The sequence below is a fragment of the Fibrobacter sp. genome (genome assembly GCF_017545445.1).
GTDB lineage: Bacteria > Fibrobacterota > Fibrobacteria > Fibrobacterales > Fibrobacteraceae > Fibrobacter.
Map to the genome: position 1 here is coordinate 1 of NZ_JAFWOM010000063.1, position 17,646 is coordinate 17,646.

The 17,646-nt window shown below is 47.8% G+C and carries 15 protein-coding genes; 7 read left to right on the forward strand and 8 right to left on the reverse strand.

The window, feature by feature from the left end:
* Positions 1-12: 12 nt before the first annotated feature.
* On the forward strand, positions 13-1,104 hold the full coding sequence (gene leuB, locus IKG78_RS06850; RefSeq protein WP_073113873.1) for a 3-isopropylmalate dehydrogenase: 1,092 nt from the start codon (positions 13-15) through the stop codon (positions 1,102-1,104).
* 135 nt (positions 1,105-1,239) lie between these two features.
* Here leuB and IKG78_RS06855 read toward each other — a convergent pair whose 3' ends face one another.
* From IKG78_RS06855 to IKG78_RS06865, 3 genes are all read right to left on the reverse strand, one after another.
* Positions 1,240-3,648, reverse strand: coding sequence for a hypothetical protein (locus IKG78_RS06855; RefSeq protein WP_290941407.1), 2,409 nt, complete (start codon positions 3,646-3,648; stop codon positions 1,240-1,242).
* 1 nt (position 3,649) lies between these two features.
* Complete coding sequence (locus IKG78_RS06860; RefSeq protein ID WP_290941410.1) at positions 3,650-4,477, reverse strand: TIGR02147 family protein; 828 nt, start codon at positions 4,475-4,477, stop codon at positions 3,650-3,652.
* Between the two features lie 194 nt (positions 4,478-4,671).
* Entirely contained in the window at positions 4,672-5,805 is a 1,134-nt protein-coding gene (locus IKG78_RS06865; protein ID WP_290941414.1) for a hypothetical protein, read from the reverse strand.
* 416 nt (positions 5,806-6,221) lie between these two features.
* Between IKG78_RS06865 and metG the strand changes: the two genes are divergently transcribed.
* From metG to IKG78_RS06880, 3 genes are all read left to right on the forward strand, one after another.
* On the forward strand, positions 6,222-8,291 hold the full coding sequence (gene metG / locus IKG78_RS06870) for a methionine--tRNA ligase (RefSeq protein ID WP_290941417.1): 2,070 nt from the start codon (positions 6,222-6,224) through the stop codon (positions 8,289-8,291).
* 238 nt (positions 8,292-8,529) lie between these two features.
* Entirely contained in the window at positions 8,530-8,724 is a 195-nt protein-coding gene (locus tag IKG78_RS06875) for a hypothetical protein (RefSeq protein ID WP_290941421.1), read from the forward strand.
* A 9-nt stretch (positions 8,725-8,733) separates the two neighbouring features.
* On the forward strand, positions 8,734-9,453 hold the full coding sequence (locus tag IKG78_RS06880) for a MauE/DoxX family redox-associated membrane protein (protein ID WP_290941425.1): 720 nt from the start codon (positions 8,734-8,736) through the stop codon (positions 9,451-9,453).
* A gap of 88 nt (positions 9,454-9,541) precedes the next feature.
* Here the strand turns inward: IKG78_RS06880 and IKG78_RS06885 are convergent, their stop codons facing one another.
* A complete protein-coding gene (locus IKG78_RS06885; protein WP_290941429.1) occupies positions 9,542-10,618 on the reverse strand; it encodes a glycosyltransferase in 1,077 nt (358 codons plus the stop codon).
* A 178-nt stretch (positions 10,619-10,796) separates the two neighbouring features.
* Between IKG78_RS06885 and IKG78_RS06890 the strand changes: the two genes are divergently transcribed.
* Genes IKG78_RS06890 through IKG78_RS06900 form a run of 3 tightly spaced genes read left to right on the forward strand, consistent with a single transcriptional unit; the run spans position 10,797 to position 14,084 of the window.
* Positions 10,797-11,759 carry a glycosyltransferase gene (locus IKG78_RS06890; protein ID WP_290941432.1) on the forward strand — a complete coding sequence of 321 codons (963 nt, stop codon included), beginning with the start codon at positions 10,797-10,799 and terminating at the stop codon, positions 11,757-11,759.
* On the forward strand, positions 11,759-12,655 hold the full coding sequence (locus IKG78_RS06895; protein ID WP_290941435.1) for a glycosyltransferase family 2 protein: 897 nt from the start codon (positions 11,759-11,761) through the stop codon (positions 12,653-12,655). Before IKG78_RS06890 ends, IKG78_RS06895 begins: the two co-directional genes overlap by 1 nt.
* Positions 12,639-14,084: a hypothetical protein gene (locus IKG78_RS06900; RefSeq protein WP_290941439.1), complete on the forward strand. Its 1,446-nt coding sequence runs from the start codon at positions 12,639-12,641 to the stop codon at positions 14,082-14,084. Before IKG78_RS06895 ends, IKG78_RS06900 begins: the two co-directional genes overlap by 17 nt.
* A 207-nt stretch (positions 14,085-14,291) precedes the next feature.
* Here IKG78_RS06900 and IKG78_RS06905 read toward each other — a convergent pair whose 3' ends face one another.
* The 4 genes from IKG78_RS06905 to IKG78_RS06920 form a co-directional block, all read right to left on the reverse strand.
* Positions 14,292-14,714 (reverse strand): PTS sugar transporter subunit IIA, encoded by a 423-nt coding sequence (locus IKG78_RS06905; protein WP_290941442.1) that lies wholly within the window; start codon positions 14,712-14,714, stop codon positions 14,292-14,294.
* A complete protein-coding gene (locus IKG78_RS06910; protein WP_290941445.1) occupies positions 14,714-15,736 on the reverse strand; it encodes a phosphotransferase in 1,023 nt (340 codons plus the stop codon). Before IKG78_RS06910 ends, IKG78_RS06905 begins: the two co-directional genes overlap by 1 nt.
* 185 nt (positions 15,737-15,921) lie before the next feature.
* Positions 15,922-16,350 (reverse strand): hypothetical protein, encoded by a 429-nt coding sequence (locus IKG78_RS06915; protein WP_290941448.1) that lies wholly within the window; start codon positions 16,348-16,350, stop codon positions 15,922-15,924.
* A gap of 249 nt (positions 16,351-16,599) precedes the next feature.
* Positions 16,600-17,646: ABC transporter permease subunit (locus IKG78_RS06920; RefSeq protein WP_290941451.1), on the reverse strand; the 1,047-nt coding region annotated here is incomplete at its 5' end.

Genomic DNA, 17,646 nt, shown 5'->3' on the forward strand with positions numbered 1-17,646 from the left:
CAAGGATTAACAATGAGCAAGAATTACAAGATTGCAGTGCTTCCGGGCGACGGTATCGGCCCCGAAGTCATGAAAGAAGCTGTCCGCGTGCTGGACGTGGTTTCCAAGAAGTTCGGTTTCGACGTGAACGCCGAATGGGCAAACGTCGGTGGTGCCGCCTATGACGAAAGCGGTTCTCCGCTGCCGGAAAGCACCCTCAAGCTGGGCGAAGCTTCTGACTGTATTCTTTTCGGTTCTGTCGGTGGCCCGAAGTGGGAACACCTTCCGCCGAACCTCCAGCCGGAACGCGGTGCCCTCCTCCCGCTCCGTAAGCACTTCAAGCTTTTCTGCAACCTCCGCCCGGCCCGCGTTTACAAGGAACTCGCTGGTGCATGCCCGCTCCGCGCTGACATCGTTGGCGACGGTTTCAACATCCTCACCGTCCGCGAACTGACGGGTGACGTTTACTTTGGCCAGCCGAAGGGCCGCGAAGGCGTTCCGGGCTCCAAGGAAGAAATCGGTTTCGACACCATGAAGTACAGCCGCTACGAAGTCGAACGCATAGCCCGCTTCGCTTTCGACGCCGCCATGCTCCGCAACAAGAAGGTTGCTTCTATCGATAAGGCCAACGTGCTCACCACAAGCGTGCTCTGGCGCGAAGTCGTGAACGAAGTCATCAAGGACTACCCGGAACTGACTCTCGAACACCTCTACGTGGACAACGCTGCCATGCAGCTCCTGAAGCGCCCGCGTGAATTCGACGTGCTGCTCTGCCCGAACCTCTTCGGCGACATCCTCACCGACGAATGCGCAATGCTCACCGGTTCCATGGGCCTCCTCCCGTCCGCTTCTATCGCCGAAGGTTCCTTCGGTCTCTACGAACCGGCCGGTGGTTCCGCTCCGGATATCGCAGGCAAGGGTATCGCAAACCCGCTCGCCCAGATCCTCTCCGTGGCCCTCATGCTCCGCTACACCTTCAAGGAAGAAGAAGCAGCAAAGGCCATCGAAGCTGCCTGCGAAAAGGTCATCGCCCAGGGCTTCCGCACTGGCGACATCTACCAGGAAGGCTGCACCAAGGTCGGCACGACTGGTATGGGCGACGCCATCATCAAGGCTTTGGCATAAGGAGATTCCCGATCAAGTCGGGAATGACATTTCAAAACAAATTTGCCACCGGTTCACGCCGGTGGCTTTCTTTATGCAAAAAGCGACCGGATTTCTCCGGTCGCTTTTGGGGTTGGACTCTATAACTCTGCAAGTTTATAACATGTATGGATTCTTGAACGCAATTCGCTTAATTGAAAAATCGACAACGGATTCATCTTGACCGGTATATTCGAAATGGAATTTTATCCCAGTCACATGTTTAAGAGCCTCTTTCAACTCCATTTTGGTTCCCCATCCCGCTTGCCTAAAATCTTCCCACACATAACATTTCAGAACGGTCGAATTCGTTGAACGCAGACGAGCCGAAAATAAATCAAAATTGATAGCAGCACCCAGTGAATCGCTCATGTCTAGTTGCAAATAAACCTCAGTATATCCTGTACTTGTAAATCCTGTACTTGAAAGGTCAAAATCCAAACATATTCCCTCTTTATCCGTAATATCAACCGCGTCATGGCCTCCCTTGCCGTCTTCCCCGGCAAGCCAAAAACCGAGATTCACAAAAGGAGCTCGTATCGAGGTTTTGACAAAATAAGCACTTCCTTTCAATTGTCTATCATTCCGAAGCAATGTATCTAAAGCGTTCGGGTCGTTCCAATCTTTAACGACATAACCATTATTCCATTCAATATGCGATTTTCCACCATCCGCGGAATCCGTCACATAGAACCATTTGCCCGAAGTTCCCGAACCATTGTCAAATCCGGTATTGACTTTCGTCCAAACAGCATCCCAGATGATTCCATTTTTTCCATAGCTATCTACGCAATTGTCCAATGCGTTTTTACGCTGATCTAGGTAATATTTTTTTGCAGCATTATAAACATCCAAAGAATCCGTATCGTCTTTAAGTCCAAGTTCCTGCAAAAATTCCTTATATTCGCTGGTGTAATATACATTTCCGCTTTCACAACGAATCGATTTGACCATCGGATGTGTAATAAATGGCTCTGCCAAGGGACGTTTTTTAAGGGAAGAAACCAGACGGGGTTCCCTTGAGTTAAATTGAAGAACACAGTATTTGGAAGCCTCGTCCAAAGAATCCAATTTAGAAAGGGAATCTAATTCGTCTATAAATGCAGCATTTGCCGCCACGGAAGCATCTTTTGTATAGGGCAGGTAATGAACGCTCCTATCCATAAGGATTTCGTCAATACGGCAAGAATCAGGAACAATTTCTCCATTGAACAAAGTATCTCGCAATTTCATGCATTCACCAAAGAGCGAATCAACAATCAACTTTTGTTGTTCAAAAACGACGTTTGCCTTGGCATCAAAAATTTCCATCATTTGAGTAAACTCTCGAGACTCGCTGACGGAGCCGTCTGCACACACTAAGGTCTTCGGAAGAGGATTGTCACACGGACGTTCCCAGTTTACAACTTTATGCGTTTCCGTAATGTAGGGCGTAGGTATGTGTCCAAAGCATTTTTCTGTTTTATCTGAAATAATCGAGGACTCATTTTTTATCTGCCCAATTTTCTCATTGATATAACGTAAGGTTTTATCGAATCCTTTACGTTCACTCCGTTCATCTGGATAAGAGCATTCACAAAAATAATCTCTCACAGAATCGGGACTACAACTTTTATCCACGGAATGTAAGTTCGTGGCAGGAGCAGTTCCCGAATAACGGCCTAAACTGATAATATCAAAGTATTCGCTGACAGGATAACCATAGTTATAATTCGTTGATATAGTAAAGCGAAATCCCTGCAAATGTGAGAGAGCTTCATCCATCGATATCGGGATGCCCTTGATTCCAACATCTCTAGGCAAAACAAAGCTATTCCATGGATAACACACTTCTTTTCCGTTTACACCCCCATCCGCGTTTTCTTTCGGATAGTACGGTAGCTTGACATTATAAAAATATCCAGCCATGACAGTATTCAAGGAATCACCGAGATCCAATTCTATTTCCATGCCAACTGCAATATATTCTATACAAATACCTTGCATGTCGTGCACATCGACACTTTCAAACTTACCAGAAGAATCCTTGCCTGCTAAACTGAATTTCAGAGTAAACGAAGTGATTTCTCTACTGGGAACAGGGACATATCGTAAAGAATCCGGTAACTGTTTAAATTCAATAGTTCCACACAAACTACCATTACATTTGTCAATAACATCAGCAAGAGCTGTCGAATCATCGGTATCGGCAAGCGGGAAGTTCCAACCGGTATGAACAATGCTATCATTTAAAGCGTTCACAGACCAAGTCCAAATACCCGATGTATTTGTTCCGTTATCATAACCAGTATGTACGCGATAACCGGACGTACGGTTCCACATTTCACCGGACCAATAGCATCCCGAATCCTCAGAATTTTGCGATTTTCCCGATGCGATGCGACTGCAATGGACATACATCGATGTATCAGCAGTCACCATGTTCGGGTCTTCGGTCGAACCCGATACAGGAGAAACGTTTTCTTCAGAACATGCTGCCCAAAAGAGAAGCATTCCAAGAGCAAATAAACTGCAAAGTTTTTTCATATCAAGCCTCCTCATTTAATTTCCATGTCATCGGGAATAGTTGCAAATTCAACCGGTAAATCTGGTCGGCGTTTTCAGCATCCGCCGCAATCGCAATGATTTTCTTCCTGAATGCATCCACTTCCTGAGAAATTCGCTTGTAACATTCGCGGTTTACCGTAAAAGTCAAGCCAGAAACGTTGCGTACATCCGGTGCAAAGCGTTCGATAGATTCATCGGCAAGTTGCAACATTTTGTGTTGCATCGCATGCACGGCATAGACCATACCTTCTTTGGATGCAGTAACGTTCTTTTCTGTTTGGCGGTACGAACCGTCCGCATCTTTCTTCAGGAATCCCGCTTTCGTTAAAAAATCAAGTGAAGCACTGACATCGGCAGCGGAGATTTCGTTGCAACATTTTTTCGCAATCTCCCCTGGAGTAGCGCCCTTCATCCTCGGAGCCAGTTCGCGGATTACGGAATTTTTCCAACCGTCAAAGTATTCTACAGCTTCTTTATCGACAACGCGTACTTTATATTCCAGTGCAATCTGGCGCATCTGTTTCCAGAACGGCATTTTAGCGGAGTCGTCCTTGGCATTGCAAAAATTCACCAACGCCTTGAAATATTCCGCTTCGAAACCGGCAAGTTCCATTGCCGAAATCATACGGGGCATTGTCACGCGGCTCAAATTGCTCTTGCCTTCGCTCACAAGCCGCAAGTAAGTCGGAGAAGAAAACCCCGCTAGTTTCGCGAATTCCCGCCAGGAAAAATACGAAGTTCTTTTTCGATCTTCGTAGAAATCCTTGATCAAAGAATGGTAATCTTTGTATTCTGTTATCGGTTTCATGGTAATAAATATAGGTTTTATTGTTTACCAATGATACAAAATTAGTATTTTCATTAAAAAATCAATAGTAGAATTAAAGATTTTTCGTATATGACACAACAGGATTTCCGCCTACGCGAGCATGACGCGTTTTGCACACACAAAAAATGCCCCGGGATTAACCCGAGGCCATCAAATAGCGTAATTTTATGAACTTACTTTGCGCAGCCTGTTCCGAGAGTTCCCATCAAGGTAGATTCGCACATCGAAGCCATCTGCACCGCTTCATCGCTACCGGCAGGATATTCAAGGCATTCGCCCATAACACCCGGGATATCGCAAGAAACCATGTCCCCCGTAGCAGCGGTTGCGGAACTAGAACTCATTCCAGAATCACTTACAGAACTAGAACTGGTTTCTGATTCGCTACCGGTCGGAATTTTGTCCTTGCACATACGCAATTCGCTATTATACATGGATTCCTTCTCAGAAGTAATACCCGAAGAAGAAACATCCATCAAGCCATCCGCAGAGCAATAATTGTTTCCAGAAATATCCGTGAAGTTCTTGGCGATGCATTCTGCATGTTGCAACGGATGTTGTTCAGCCTTCACGCGCAACTTTTTATCAAAAAGGAACGACTGAATCACGACGACACTGTCCTGACCACGCCAGCCTTCGTCAAGATAAGAATAAGACCATTCGTTGTCTTCGGCCTTGAAATCGCAAGACGTCTTTGTAGCAAGAGGAATCTTATCATAGGTTCCGCCGTTTACGGCTACGCCACAAGCCTTTTGCACTGCGGCATGGACTGTTTCGCGAGCGTTCGTAGCAAAGTAACCCTTTTGTGTAACCGTACCAGCAATGACAACCGTGCTGCCGTCGCAATACTGCACGCCAACAAATTGACCATCACTGGAACCAAAATCAGAAGCGCCATCTGCGATTCTGCAAACCATACTAGCCTGATTTCCCGTATAACGGATGGTATCGAGAATTACAAGGTTTTCACCATCAATTTTGTAGATGGTCTTGACATTGGCATTGCCCTTGCTATTACTTGCTTTGTACGACATTTCCCAGACATTGTCTGTAGCCGCAAAAGCACAAGGTTCCGCTTCGGCAACAGAAGAACTTGAAATTGTCGCAGAAGAACTAGAATTAGCTTCAGAAACGCTCGAAGAACTTGCAGCTGAGCTAGATTCCGGAACGGAATTTTCGACACTTGAAGAAGAATTCTGATTATTCGGAGAATCAAAAACCGGAGCAGAAGAACTATCTTCTCCGCATGCCATAAAACTCATTGCTGTCGAAAGAGCAATACCCAAACCACACTTTTTAAGATTCATTACAACTCCTTTTTTATTGTATGTTTGGCGCAATATACAAAACAAGCTAAATAAAAACAAGATAAAAAAACAAAACAAAAAGCCCGACTCGAGCGAGCCGAAGCTTTGTTAACTTTATTTATCATTCTAGAGGAAATGTTAAGTTGCGGGGGCACCAAGAAGCCTTTACCCCAAAAAGGATAACTCAACTAAACCATTAAAATGCGAAAGCAAGCTTTCGCGCATTTCCACATAGAGGATAACTCTATTAGGGGACTAAAGTCCCCAATATCGTATAGCTCGCCTTGCACACTTTTGCCGCGGCGCTCGCCTTTTACTAAATTGGCGCTCCTTCGGAGCGCATTTTGTACGGCTCGGCCATGTCAAAGTAACAAGTTACTTTGCCGCGGCGCTCGCCTTTTACTAAATTTACGCGCATGAAAAATTTTTACGTTACTACTCCAATTTATTACGTCAATGATGCCCCGCATATCGGGCATTCCTATACGACCGTTCTCGCAGATATCCTTACCCGCTTCCATAAGATCATCGGCTACCAGACCTTCTTCTTGACCGGCACGGACGAACACGGCCAGAAGGTGCAGCGCGCCGCCGCGAAGCGTGGCGTGACTCCGCAGGAACACGTGGATGAATACTACCACCGTTTTGAAGATTTGTGGAAGAAGATGAACATCGGAAACGATTTCTTCATCCGCACTACAATGCCGGAACACAAAGCTTACGTGCAAGAATGTTTGCAGAAGCTTTGGGACAAGGGCGAAATTTACTCGAAGGAATACGAAGGCTGGTACTCCGTCGGCGAAGAACGTTTTTTCAGCGAAGACGAACTCGACGAAAACAAGTGCGACCCCATCAGCCACCGTCCGGTGGAATGGCTCAAGGAGAAGAATTACTTCTTCAAGATGGGTTCTTACCAGCAGAAGTTGATTGACTTTTTGGAAAGCCACAAGGACTGGATTGTGCCGGACTACCGCTGGAACGAAATCCGCGGATTCCTCCGCCAGCCGCTGAACGACCTGTGCATCAGCCGTCCGAAGATTCGCCTGAGCTGGGGCATTCCGCTGCCGTTCGACCCAGACTACGTGACTTACGTTTGGTTCGACGCCCTCCTCAACTACGTGAGTGCCTCCACCGCTTTCCACAAGACTTACGCCGACGGCACGCCGATTTGGCCCGCTACTTACCACCTCATCGGTAAGGATATTTTGACGACTCATAGCGTCTATTGGCCGACCATGCTCATGGCCCTCGACATTCCGCTTCCGCAGCACATCCTCGCCCACGGCTGGTGGCTCGTGAACGGCGGCGAAAAGATGAGCAAGTCCGCAGGCAACGTCGTGAATCCGATGGACTACATGGAAAAGTACGGCATCGATGCGTTCCGCTATTTCCTCGCTCGTGAAATGGTCGTCGGTCAAGATGCAAACTTCACGCACGAAGGCTTTGTCCGCCGCATCAACAGCGATCTCGCCAATGACCTCGGCAATGTGCTGAACCGCGTTCACCGCTTGGTACTCAACAACTTCGGCGGCACGCTCCCGACTCCGAACGCACTCGACGATGCCGCAAACGAAGTCATCTCCATCGCAAACCGCGTCCGCACGAACGTGATGGAATGGGTTCCGCAGGTTAAGCTCTCGCAAGTCGTCGAAGAAATCATGACGCTTGTCCGCAGCATCAACCGCTACCTCGAAATCAAGGCACCGTGGAAACTCGCGAAGGACCCGGCTCTCAAGGACGAACTCGCAACAGTGCTTTTCGTCTCTGCCGAAGCCGTGCGCCTCAGCCTTTGCCTCCTCTGGCCGGTCATCCCGGGCAAGAGCGAAGAAGGTCTCGCCATGATTGGCAGCAAGTTCACCGACCAGAACGACCTAGTGTGGGGCATTCTCAAGGGTGGCGAAACGTTCGGCGAAGGCAAACCGCTTTTCCCGCGTATCGAAGAAGAAGTCAAGAAGGCAGAACCGCAGCAGAAGCCCAAGCAGAACAAGCCGCTCATGGCAGCGGATGTCCCTGCCGCGATGGACATGCGCGTTGCACAAATTAAGGAAGTCGCCGACCATCCGGACGCAAGTAGCTTGTACGTTCTCAAGGTCGATGCCGGCGAAGGCGAACTCCGCACCATCTGCAGCGGCCTCAAGAGCAGCTACAAGGCAGAAGAACTCCAGGACAAGAAGATTCTCTTGTTCGCAAACCTCAAGCCGAGTGCACTCCGTGGCATCATGAGCCAGGGCATGCTCTTTGCAGGCGACCTCGACGCTGCCACGCACACTTGCCGCCTCGTCTCCGTCCCCGAAGATGCAAAGCCGGGTGACCGCGCTTTGTTCAAGGGAGTCGCCCCGAGCGAACCGCGCGAGCTCAAGGTCAAGGACTTCGAAAAGATTGCGCTCACCGCTAAAGACGGCTGCGTGTTCTGCGAAGCCCTCGCGCTCGAAGTGAACGGCAAGCCTGTGACCTGCGACATCGCCGACGGCAACGGTATTCATTAAAAGACCGCTCGGCTCTGTCGCAAAACAGAACCTCCGTCTTCGCCTCGCTCTCGCCAACACGGCTCGTTAAGACGAGTCGCTTATGGCTCACTGAGCGACCGCTCGGCTCTTACGCTAGACGGGAACGCCTTTTCCATACGAAAGCCTTGCCTTAGCAGGGCTTTTTCCTATTGTAAAATTTAACTGGATTCCTCACATTCGTTCGGGATGACGTTCATCATTTTTGTATATTGAACACATGAAAGAATTCATTCAAAAACTCAAAAAAGAAACACTCGCCTATCTCAAATCCTTGAACTGGATTGTCCTGCTCGGCATCGCGGCATTCAGCATCGTGCTTGCCATCATCAACAACGTCCGCGTCGAAGATGCCAAGTCCGTCGATTGGATTGGCTCTCAAGAAATCCTCGAAAAACCGGCAGACATTCTGTAAGGAGCACCCATGATCGATTGTTTTGAAAAAAAGAATCTCAAACAAACCATCATCGCAGGCGCACTCCTTCTCCTAGCGACATTTTTTGTTGCCGTCGGCGTGGCAGAAATCAGCTTCCCCGAAACGTTCCTCACGTTCACGGACCACGAATGGCTGCTAGACAAATGGCCCAAGGCATACCGCTACAACATCCACGTCGGCGTGGGTGCAGTCATCATCGCCTGCGGACTCATTTTCCCTGCACTCAAGATTCAGAAAGATTTCGCCATCCGCGCTCTCGAAACGCTTTGCCGCATTGGCATCGGCGGCATGTTCATTTTCGCCTCGATTTTCAAAATCCAGGACCCGCACCAGTTCGCAACGCTCGTCGCGCAGTACCAGTTCTTCTCGGCGCTGCACATCGACTTCGTGAACAACTTCTTTGCGCTTGTCTATCCGCAATTTGAATTCTGGTTCGGGCTTGCGATGATTTTCTCGCCGTTCGTCAAGGAATCTTCATTCGCCATTTTCTGGATGTTCGTAAGCTTCATCATCGCGCTCGCGTGGGCGCTGTGGAACGACCTCGGCATCACTTGCGGCTGCTTTGAACTCGACGACGGAAACGCCCACGACAAGGCAGAAGCTTGGACTAGCCTCATCCGCGACCTCATCCTCATCTGGCCCACCCTCTGGCTTGCCTTCCGCAAGAACAAGAGCCTCATCGGCGTTTGGAAAAAAGACAAGGACTAACAACTTCGTTTTAATGTCGAAAGCCGGCCCCGGAATGAATCCGGGGTGACAATTGTGAGTAATTGTGAGTAATTGCAAGTAAGCTTGTTTACTGTAAAGAACTTGATTTCAAAAAATCAACAACTCTTTTACTGAACGATTTCATAGAGCAGTAGTCCAAAAGGGCTGCTGCTTTATTTTCATCGACAACATTTTCACCTGCAAGTACGCGGTCAAGCACTTTGGCAAAAGCTTCGGCATCAGTCGGCGGCTCCACCAAAGGACAAACGCCTTCAAGATTTTCCTTGACCGCAGAGGTCGCAGCGCCCACCGCCGCTGTTCCACAAGCAATGGCCTCTATCGGCGGTAATCCAAAGCCTTCCAACAGCGATGGATAAACCATCAAATCCGCATTGCGGTAAAATTCACGCAATTCTTGAGCATGGATTTCGCTAAAATGATAGACGTTGTAAAGCTTTTTCGCATTTACGATTTCGCGAATATGTTCCGAGAATTTTCCGATGCGGACAAAAGCAATGTTTGGCCTAAGAGAAGCCATTTCTAAATAAGTTTCAATATTCTTGCGGGGTTCGTCGAGGCTTACATTCAAGCACATTCCGTCAAAATTCTTGATGCCGTACTTGCGGGCAAAAGCTTTCTTATCAGCTGCTGTCGGGGCAACTTCAGGCTTATTGAATAAATCGCAGTCAATGGGGCAACCGATAACAGAACCCGGCTTTTTAGACATCTGCGCTCCAAAATGAGCTGCCGCCTGCTCTCGCGTCCAATTAGAATTATAGACAAAAAAATCACTTTTGACGGTCGGACGAATATAGAACAAATTAAGCAATTTAAATTTAAGAGAATTCGGGTACAACGTTTCTGCAAACGTATCGTGGACAAACATCACCGTTTTAGAAAGCCCCGAAACAACCGGAATCAAGAATCCAAGCTCCGGTCGGATAACAAAAATCATCTGCGGATTAATCGACTTCACCAACTGTTTTAGCGGTCGCCGGAATGAAAAAAATCCCGAATAGAGCGACTTCGCCCATACCTCGTGCGAGACAAACAAAGAACTGTCGCATGCAGATACGCTCTCAGAACGTGCGCCAAAGAACTTAGGCGTTTTTAGCCAAAGCACATGGGGTTCAAACGCACCCGCAACAGCCTTGACCAAATTCATGGTCAACCGACCGAAACTAGTACATTCGTTCTTATCACAAATAAATAAAATTTTTGGAATGCTCATGATACAACTTAAAAGACTTTAACAATTAGAAAATATAAAAATAATTGCTTTTTTGCTAAGATTTCTTTTGTCTATTGACACTCGTCTCTCGTCTAAAAACTATATTCAAAGCATGTCTAAAATCGGGATTGTCCTTGCAACTTACAACGGAGAAAAGTATCTCTCGCAGATGCTAGATTCACTTCTGGCACAAACACGACCTGCCGATTTCATCGTAGCTGTCGATGACGGATCTACAGATGGAACCACAAGCATTCTCGAAAGCTACGAAGGCCGACTCCCTCTGCAAATTTCTCGATTCCCTAAGAATCAAGGACATCGAGCAGCCTTTTCAAAAGCTCTCGAACTTGCACAACCGCAACTTGGCGAAAACGATATGATTGCGCTTGCCGACCAAGACGATATTTGGCTCCCGCAAAAATTGCAACTTCTTGAAAAAGCTCTGCAAGAATCAGGCGCAAACCTCGTATTCGGAGACGCGCAAGTGATTGACGGCGAAGGGAAAATCATCAGCGAATCTTGGCGGCAAAAGACCGGCCTCCCCGAACACCTTTCGTTGAAATCAATCCTTACCGGGTTCACGAATGTCACTGGCTGCATGACAATTTTCAAAGCAAAGCTACTCCAGCAGATTCTCCCCATTCCAGAGCAAGCCGCCGTCCATGACCAATGGATAACTTTTTGTGCAAGTGCCGAAGCGAAAAATGACAACGGCGTAAAATCCATAAACGCTCCCGTCATCCAGTACCGCATCCACGGGCAAAACGCCATAGGACTCGGCGAGACTCACACATGGACAGGCAACTTGAAGCTGAACTTGCAATGGGCGAAAATGATTTTGACGACACCGCATTTTAAAGAGCTTACTCCAAGCGACCAAAAGTTTTTGAAGAAATACATAGCCTATGCCACAGACCTGCTGAGCAAGCCATTCATTCCGCAATACCTTGTATGGATTGCACAGAACGCATCTCACATTTATCCGCACGTCAAGGGAATTCCCGGATTTATTTCGCACATTTTGTACGGCATCTTCGGCGCCCCCATCATCACTAGATTTTCCGGGAAAAAATAATGCCTGCCATTTGTACCATCCTCGTCAATTTCAAGAATGCCGAAAAAACCGTTGCATGCCTACGCGCTCTCGAAAATAACACCATCCATCCCGACTGCGTCTATGTTATCGACAACGCTTCGACAAAAGAATCCCAAGAGTATTTTTGCAAATTCACATTCACGTTCAAAGTAGCATGGATTTGGAACAAAGAAAACCGAGGCTTTGCAGCGGCATGCAACCAGGGAATCCGAGCGGCATCAAAAGAATACGGCCAGTGCTATGTTTGGCTGCTCAACAACGACACGCTCCCTACATCTACAGCTCTCGAAAAGCTTCTCGAAAAAGCGACCGCCACAAATGCCGGAATCACAGGATCGCTCATCCAAAAAGCAAATGGAGATTTTTCGGGCGGAGTCGGCTTAATCCACCCGAAGTTGGCTTCGGTACGTCGTCCATCATCCCCCGCAGAAACAACCTTCGACTACGTAGAAGGTTCTTCGTTCCTGATTTCTCCGGAATGCCTGCAAAAAACAGGACTCATAAGCGAAGAATTCTTTTTGTACTTCGAAGAGAGCGACTACTGTTGCAATGCAAAGCGAAACGGCTTTACCCTCGCATGGGCTACAGACAGCGTCATCATGCACGATATCGGCTCTTCGACTGGGAGTGAAAACACCAAAGGGAAAGTGCCCTACTTTATCGATTGCCTAATGATCCGAAACCGAATCCATTTCGCGTTAAAAAACGACTTTCCGACATCAGGCGTTATACTCGGTTTTATCATAAGTCTTGCGCTCCGCCTCAAAAGACTCCAGTTTTCAAGGATTCTAACCATCCTTAAAATTACTTTATCAAAAACAGCATTTAAAAAATTTATCGAAAAAAACGGGGGATACTATGAAATTCAAGGATAAACTTTTTAGGACTCTGTTTTTTTTAGCATCTATAACTGCAAGCAATCTCTACGCACAAAATGCAGCCTCCGTCTTCGATAGCCCGGCGCACATTTCGTTTAGCGATTCCGCAAAGAAACACGTGCTCAACATTCGTGCGCAGCTCATGGATTCAATAGCAATCACGAACCTTTCGAATGCAAAAACGCATTACGACAATTCCATGTCCATCCGGCTTTTTGCAAACGGAAAATTCACAGACGATTTTCTTTTTGACACCCGCGTGAAAATCAGCACGGATTATACAAACCGCTATATCAATATCAACATGTACAATCCTTACGAAGGCATTCCCTACAACAAGCAGAGCGAAAAGAAACGCACGTGGGACTTGTTTGCAGCCAACGTAAGCTACAACACAAAAATCGCAAAACTTCTCGCCGGATTCGACTTTATCGAATGGGGGCCTGCCCGCCGCAATCACGTCATCTTGCGCGGCGAACGCAGCTTTTACCGCCCATGGCAAGACAGCTCCAGCCGCATCACGGACGCGGCCCCGACACCCTATTTTGGCTACCAGTTCACGCTTGGCCCAATAGAATACACACAATACGCCACAAAGCTTTACGAAAAGAAAAACTTCGGAAAATATTTCCACGCCCATCGCCTCAATTTGAACCTGCCCAAAGACATCTCGTTCGGAATTTCAGAAACGGCCCTTTACGGCACGACCACGGAACCGGCGGGTTCAAACCCCAACACGGAAAGCGACAGCACTGGCCGCGAATTCGAATGGGCCTACGCCATCCCGTTCATCCCCTTCGTCTTCCAGGAACATCTGCAAGGTGACCAGGACAACATTTCCCTCGCATTTGACTTGAGCGTCAAAACACTCCCGAACTGGGAATTCTACGCGGAACTTCTGTGGGACGACATGAAATCGCCGACGAGCATGTTCGACGACAGCTGGTGGGGCAACAAATGGGCGACCACGCTTGGCATAGCCCGCGACAACATCGCCGTAGGCCCTGCAACCCTTGGCTGGATGTTCGAATACACGCGAATTGAGCCTTGGGTCTATACGCACCATAAAGGCACCGCCTACACTTATGCAAACTACGCACAAAGCCTCGGCAGCGATTTAGGGCCGAACAGCCAAGAACTCCACACCGAAGTGAGCACCACTTACGATTTTATAAAAGCAACGCTTTTCTTCGGAGCAGTCGCTAAAGACACCGCATTCGGCGGGCACATCAACGATATGCACACTCCTGAAAGCGCAACAGACAAAAAATTCTTGAACGACGAAACCACTCTCCGCTACAAGGAACTCGGATTTACGTTAGGCTTGACCCCGTGGGACTGGTTCAGCTTTAGGTGCAGTTATACAAGATTCTTCGGCGACTTCGAAGGATACAGAGCATACGCCGTCGGCAGCGTGCAGTGGTAAACTAGTAGGAAGTAGGCGGTAGGAAGTAGGAAGAATTTAGAAGTTAGGGGTTAGGTGTTAGGGGTTGGGAACGCAAGGGGGGACAGCTTCTGCGATTGAAGCTGTCTGAGTCCGCCATCCTGAAGACGTCATCCTGAGCAACGCGAAGGATCCAGAACAAATATAACAGGATTCTTCGTCCTAAAGGACTCAGAATGACGATTCTTTTTAAAACAATTTTTTCAATTCATCCTCGTCTGTTGCGGCGAGGACTTTTTCTTTCCATTCGGGGTTCAGCAAAAGCTTCGCGACGTTTGCAATCGCGACCGTATGCGCCATCGCCGATTCCGCCGGCGAAAGCAGCATACAAATAAACTGCGCAGTTTCTTCGTTGCGCGTCTTGATGCCGGTAAAACCGTCACGGCAGACAGCAAAAGCCATCAGCGGCCCCTTTAAGCCGGGAACACGCGTATGCGGAAGCAAAAGCCCCTGCCCCATATAAATGCCCTGGCCGATACGCTCCGAAAGCCCTTTCCATGCAGCCATCGCATCAAACGGATAAGGCCCACGCACAAGAGCGTCGTAAGCGTAACCTATGGCATAATTGAATTCGACCGGTTGCGTATAAATACGCGTATAGAGCGGAGCCATTATTGCAAAGCCCAATCCATAAACTTGAACACTTCAGGATCGGTCGCTTTCGCTATCTGCTTGAATTCGCCAAACAGGACGCGGAGCTGAGACTTGCCCGGTTCAATGTACTGCTCGAACTTCTCAATCTTTTTCACCTTCGAGAGGAAGCAGTAAGCACCGAGAGCCTGCATCAGCCTCTGCAAGCTTGCGTGAACAAAGCCTTCCCAAGCATCATCCTTCGTATAAATCCTCGTTCCGCGGCATTGCCCACGCCAATATTCAAAGAAGTCCTTGATCATCGGGAGCGGGAGGCACACGTAAGGGTCCCACAAGAGCGATGCGATATCATAGAACATGGAACCGCGACGCGCCCCTTGGTAATCGACAAACGCCACTCCGGAATTCGGGCGGATCATGATATTCTGGCTCTGGAAATCACGGTGCATCAAGACCTTGGTCTGCGCATCGACCGAAACCGCCACCAGAGAATAGAAATTGCGAACCGAAGGCGGAATTTCATCAACGCCCTTGTGGAGCTTCAAATAATTCTCGGTAAAATAATCCGTCTCCCACTTGAGGGCCGCAAAGTCAAAACGGCGGAGCCAAATTTCAGTATGGTGGCTGAACAACGGATGGCTTGCATTCTGCCACTGCAACAAAGCGTCAATCACTTCGGGATAAAGAACGCGCACACTCCCCGAAAGCACCTTGCTCCCGTTGGGGAATGCTTCGTCCAAAAGTCTGCGGTTGCCCAAATCTTCTTGCAAAATCTGGCAAGATTCTTCATCAACGCAATAAACACGCGGAACAGGCAAGCCATATTCCCTAAAAGTCTTGGAATATTCGGCAAAATGCTTGAAATCGTCGTTGACCTCGGCACTGACCTGCAAGACGCTCATCCGTTCGCCGTCGGCAATGCGGAAATAACGCCTACCCGAGCCCGCACCGGCAATAGGAGTGACTGAAAAGTTTTCGGTATAACCATGAGATAACAAGAACTCATGAATCGTCGGAGAAATTTTAATAGATTCGTTCTGCATGCTTTTAATATACTTAAAGAAAGCGAAAAGTGATAAAGAAAAATTAGTAGGAAGTAGGAAGTAGACAGTAGGAAGTGTGCAGTCATCCTCGACCGTCAGGAAGGGGATCCAGTGAAGGTATGGGGTAATGCTAGTGGTTAGTGGTTGGTGGTTAGTGGTTAGGATTGCAATAAGAAGGCGGCCTATCATTGCCTTGAGATAGAATATACATTTCCGTTAATTTGAATTTTGTCAAACGAAATTTCACCTTTTATCAGGATATCGGCCCAATACATACACGAGCAAGTCACATCAAAGACGCGATCCTTTTTGTCAATATCAAGCTTTAAAGTATCCCCTTTATATGAATATTCAAGATAATCAGGTTTTTCAGCGGGAGGACATTGCGTATTTCCCAAAACTCGAACAGAATAGAAACCATCATCATTTTGTTTTACCGAAAAAGATTCTATTCCCATCGTTGGGTCACTATAATCAAAATGCGCAAAACATGAATCGACCTGAAGCAATTCTACAGAAGCATTATCCTCTGATTGGACCATTTTAGCCTCATCGTCAGATGAAGAACATGCATAAAAAACAAACAATACGACCATCAAAATTGAATTTTTCATTCAGTCCTCCCCTTTTCATAAACATGCTTTTAATATACTTTAAGAAAGCGAAAAGTGATAAAGAAAAATTAGTAGGAAGTAGGAAGTAGACAGTAGGAAGTGTGCAGTCATCCTCGACCGTCAGGAAGGGGATCCAGTGAAGGTATGGGGTAATGCTAGTGGTTAGTGGTTAGTGGTTGGTGGTTAGGATTGCAATAAGAACGTTCCCTTTACATCCCTGTTTACTAACCACTAATCACTGTTTACTACTTACGAAAATTTAATTCTCGGATCGACTAGCGTGTAAAGGATATCGCTGAAAAGGCGGCCTATCATTGCCATGAGGCTGCTGAGGAAAATGATGCCCATCACGACGTTGTAGTCGCGGTTGACCATGGAATTGTAGTACAAGAGGCCCATGCCGTCGATGTCAAAGACTTTTTCGATGAGGAGCGCGCCAGCGAACATGAGCGTGCAAATTTCAGAAAGGCGTGTCGCAATCGGGATAAGCGCGTTACGAAGAGCGTGGCGAACAAGAGCCTGATTGAAACTGAGTCCTTTCGCCAAGGCGGTGCGCATGTAATCGCGGCCCAGCTCCTCCAACGCCGAATTCTTCATGAGGAACGTGAGGAACGCAAATTCGCTAATCATGTAGCAGAAAATCGGGAGTGCCAAATGTTGTGCGAGATCGAACACCTTGCCAAAAAACGTAAAATCTTCGAAGTCGTCGCTCGTAAGGCCGCCTAGCGGGAAAATGTCCAAGTATGAACCTCCCGCAAGGAAAATGATGAGCAAAATGCCAAGAGCATACCCCGGCATCACGTAGCCCGAAAAAATAAGGCCGCTCGTAAACGAATCAAGCTTGCTGCCGTGATGCACCGCCTTCCAAAGCCCTAGCGGAATGCAAATAAGATAACTCAAGAAGAACGATGTCACGCCAAAGAACAAGGAAATCGGGAAACGACTCACGATAACGTCCCACACCGGGAGTCCGTACGTATAACTTTCGCCCAGATTCAAATGCAATACGTTCCAAAGCCACGTGAGGTAACGCTTCCACGCGGGCTGGTCAAAGCCGAAGTACGCCTGTATTTGCGCAATCTGCTCTGGCGAAAGCGCCTTGGACGCATCTACCCCGCCCTTCATCGAAGCCGCCTGCTGTGCACGAGAAATCAGCTCCTCGACCGGACCGCCCGGCAAGAGCTGAATCAGGATAAAGCATACCAACGAAATCCCGATTAAAGTCGGAATCATCAAGAGCAGGCGGCGGAGGATATAGGAACGCATTTGCAGTAGGAAGTTGGAAGTAGGAAGTAG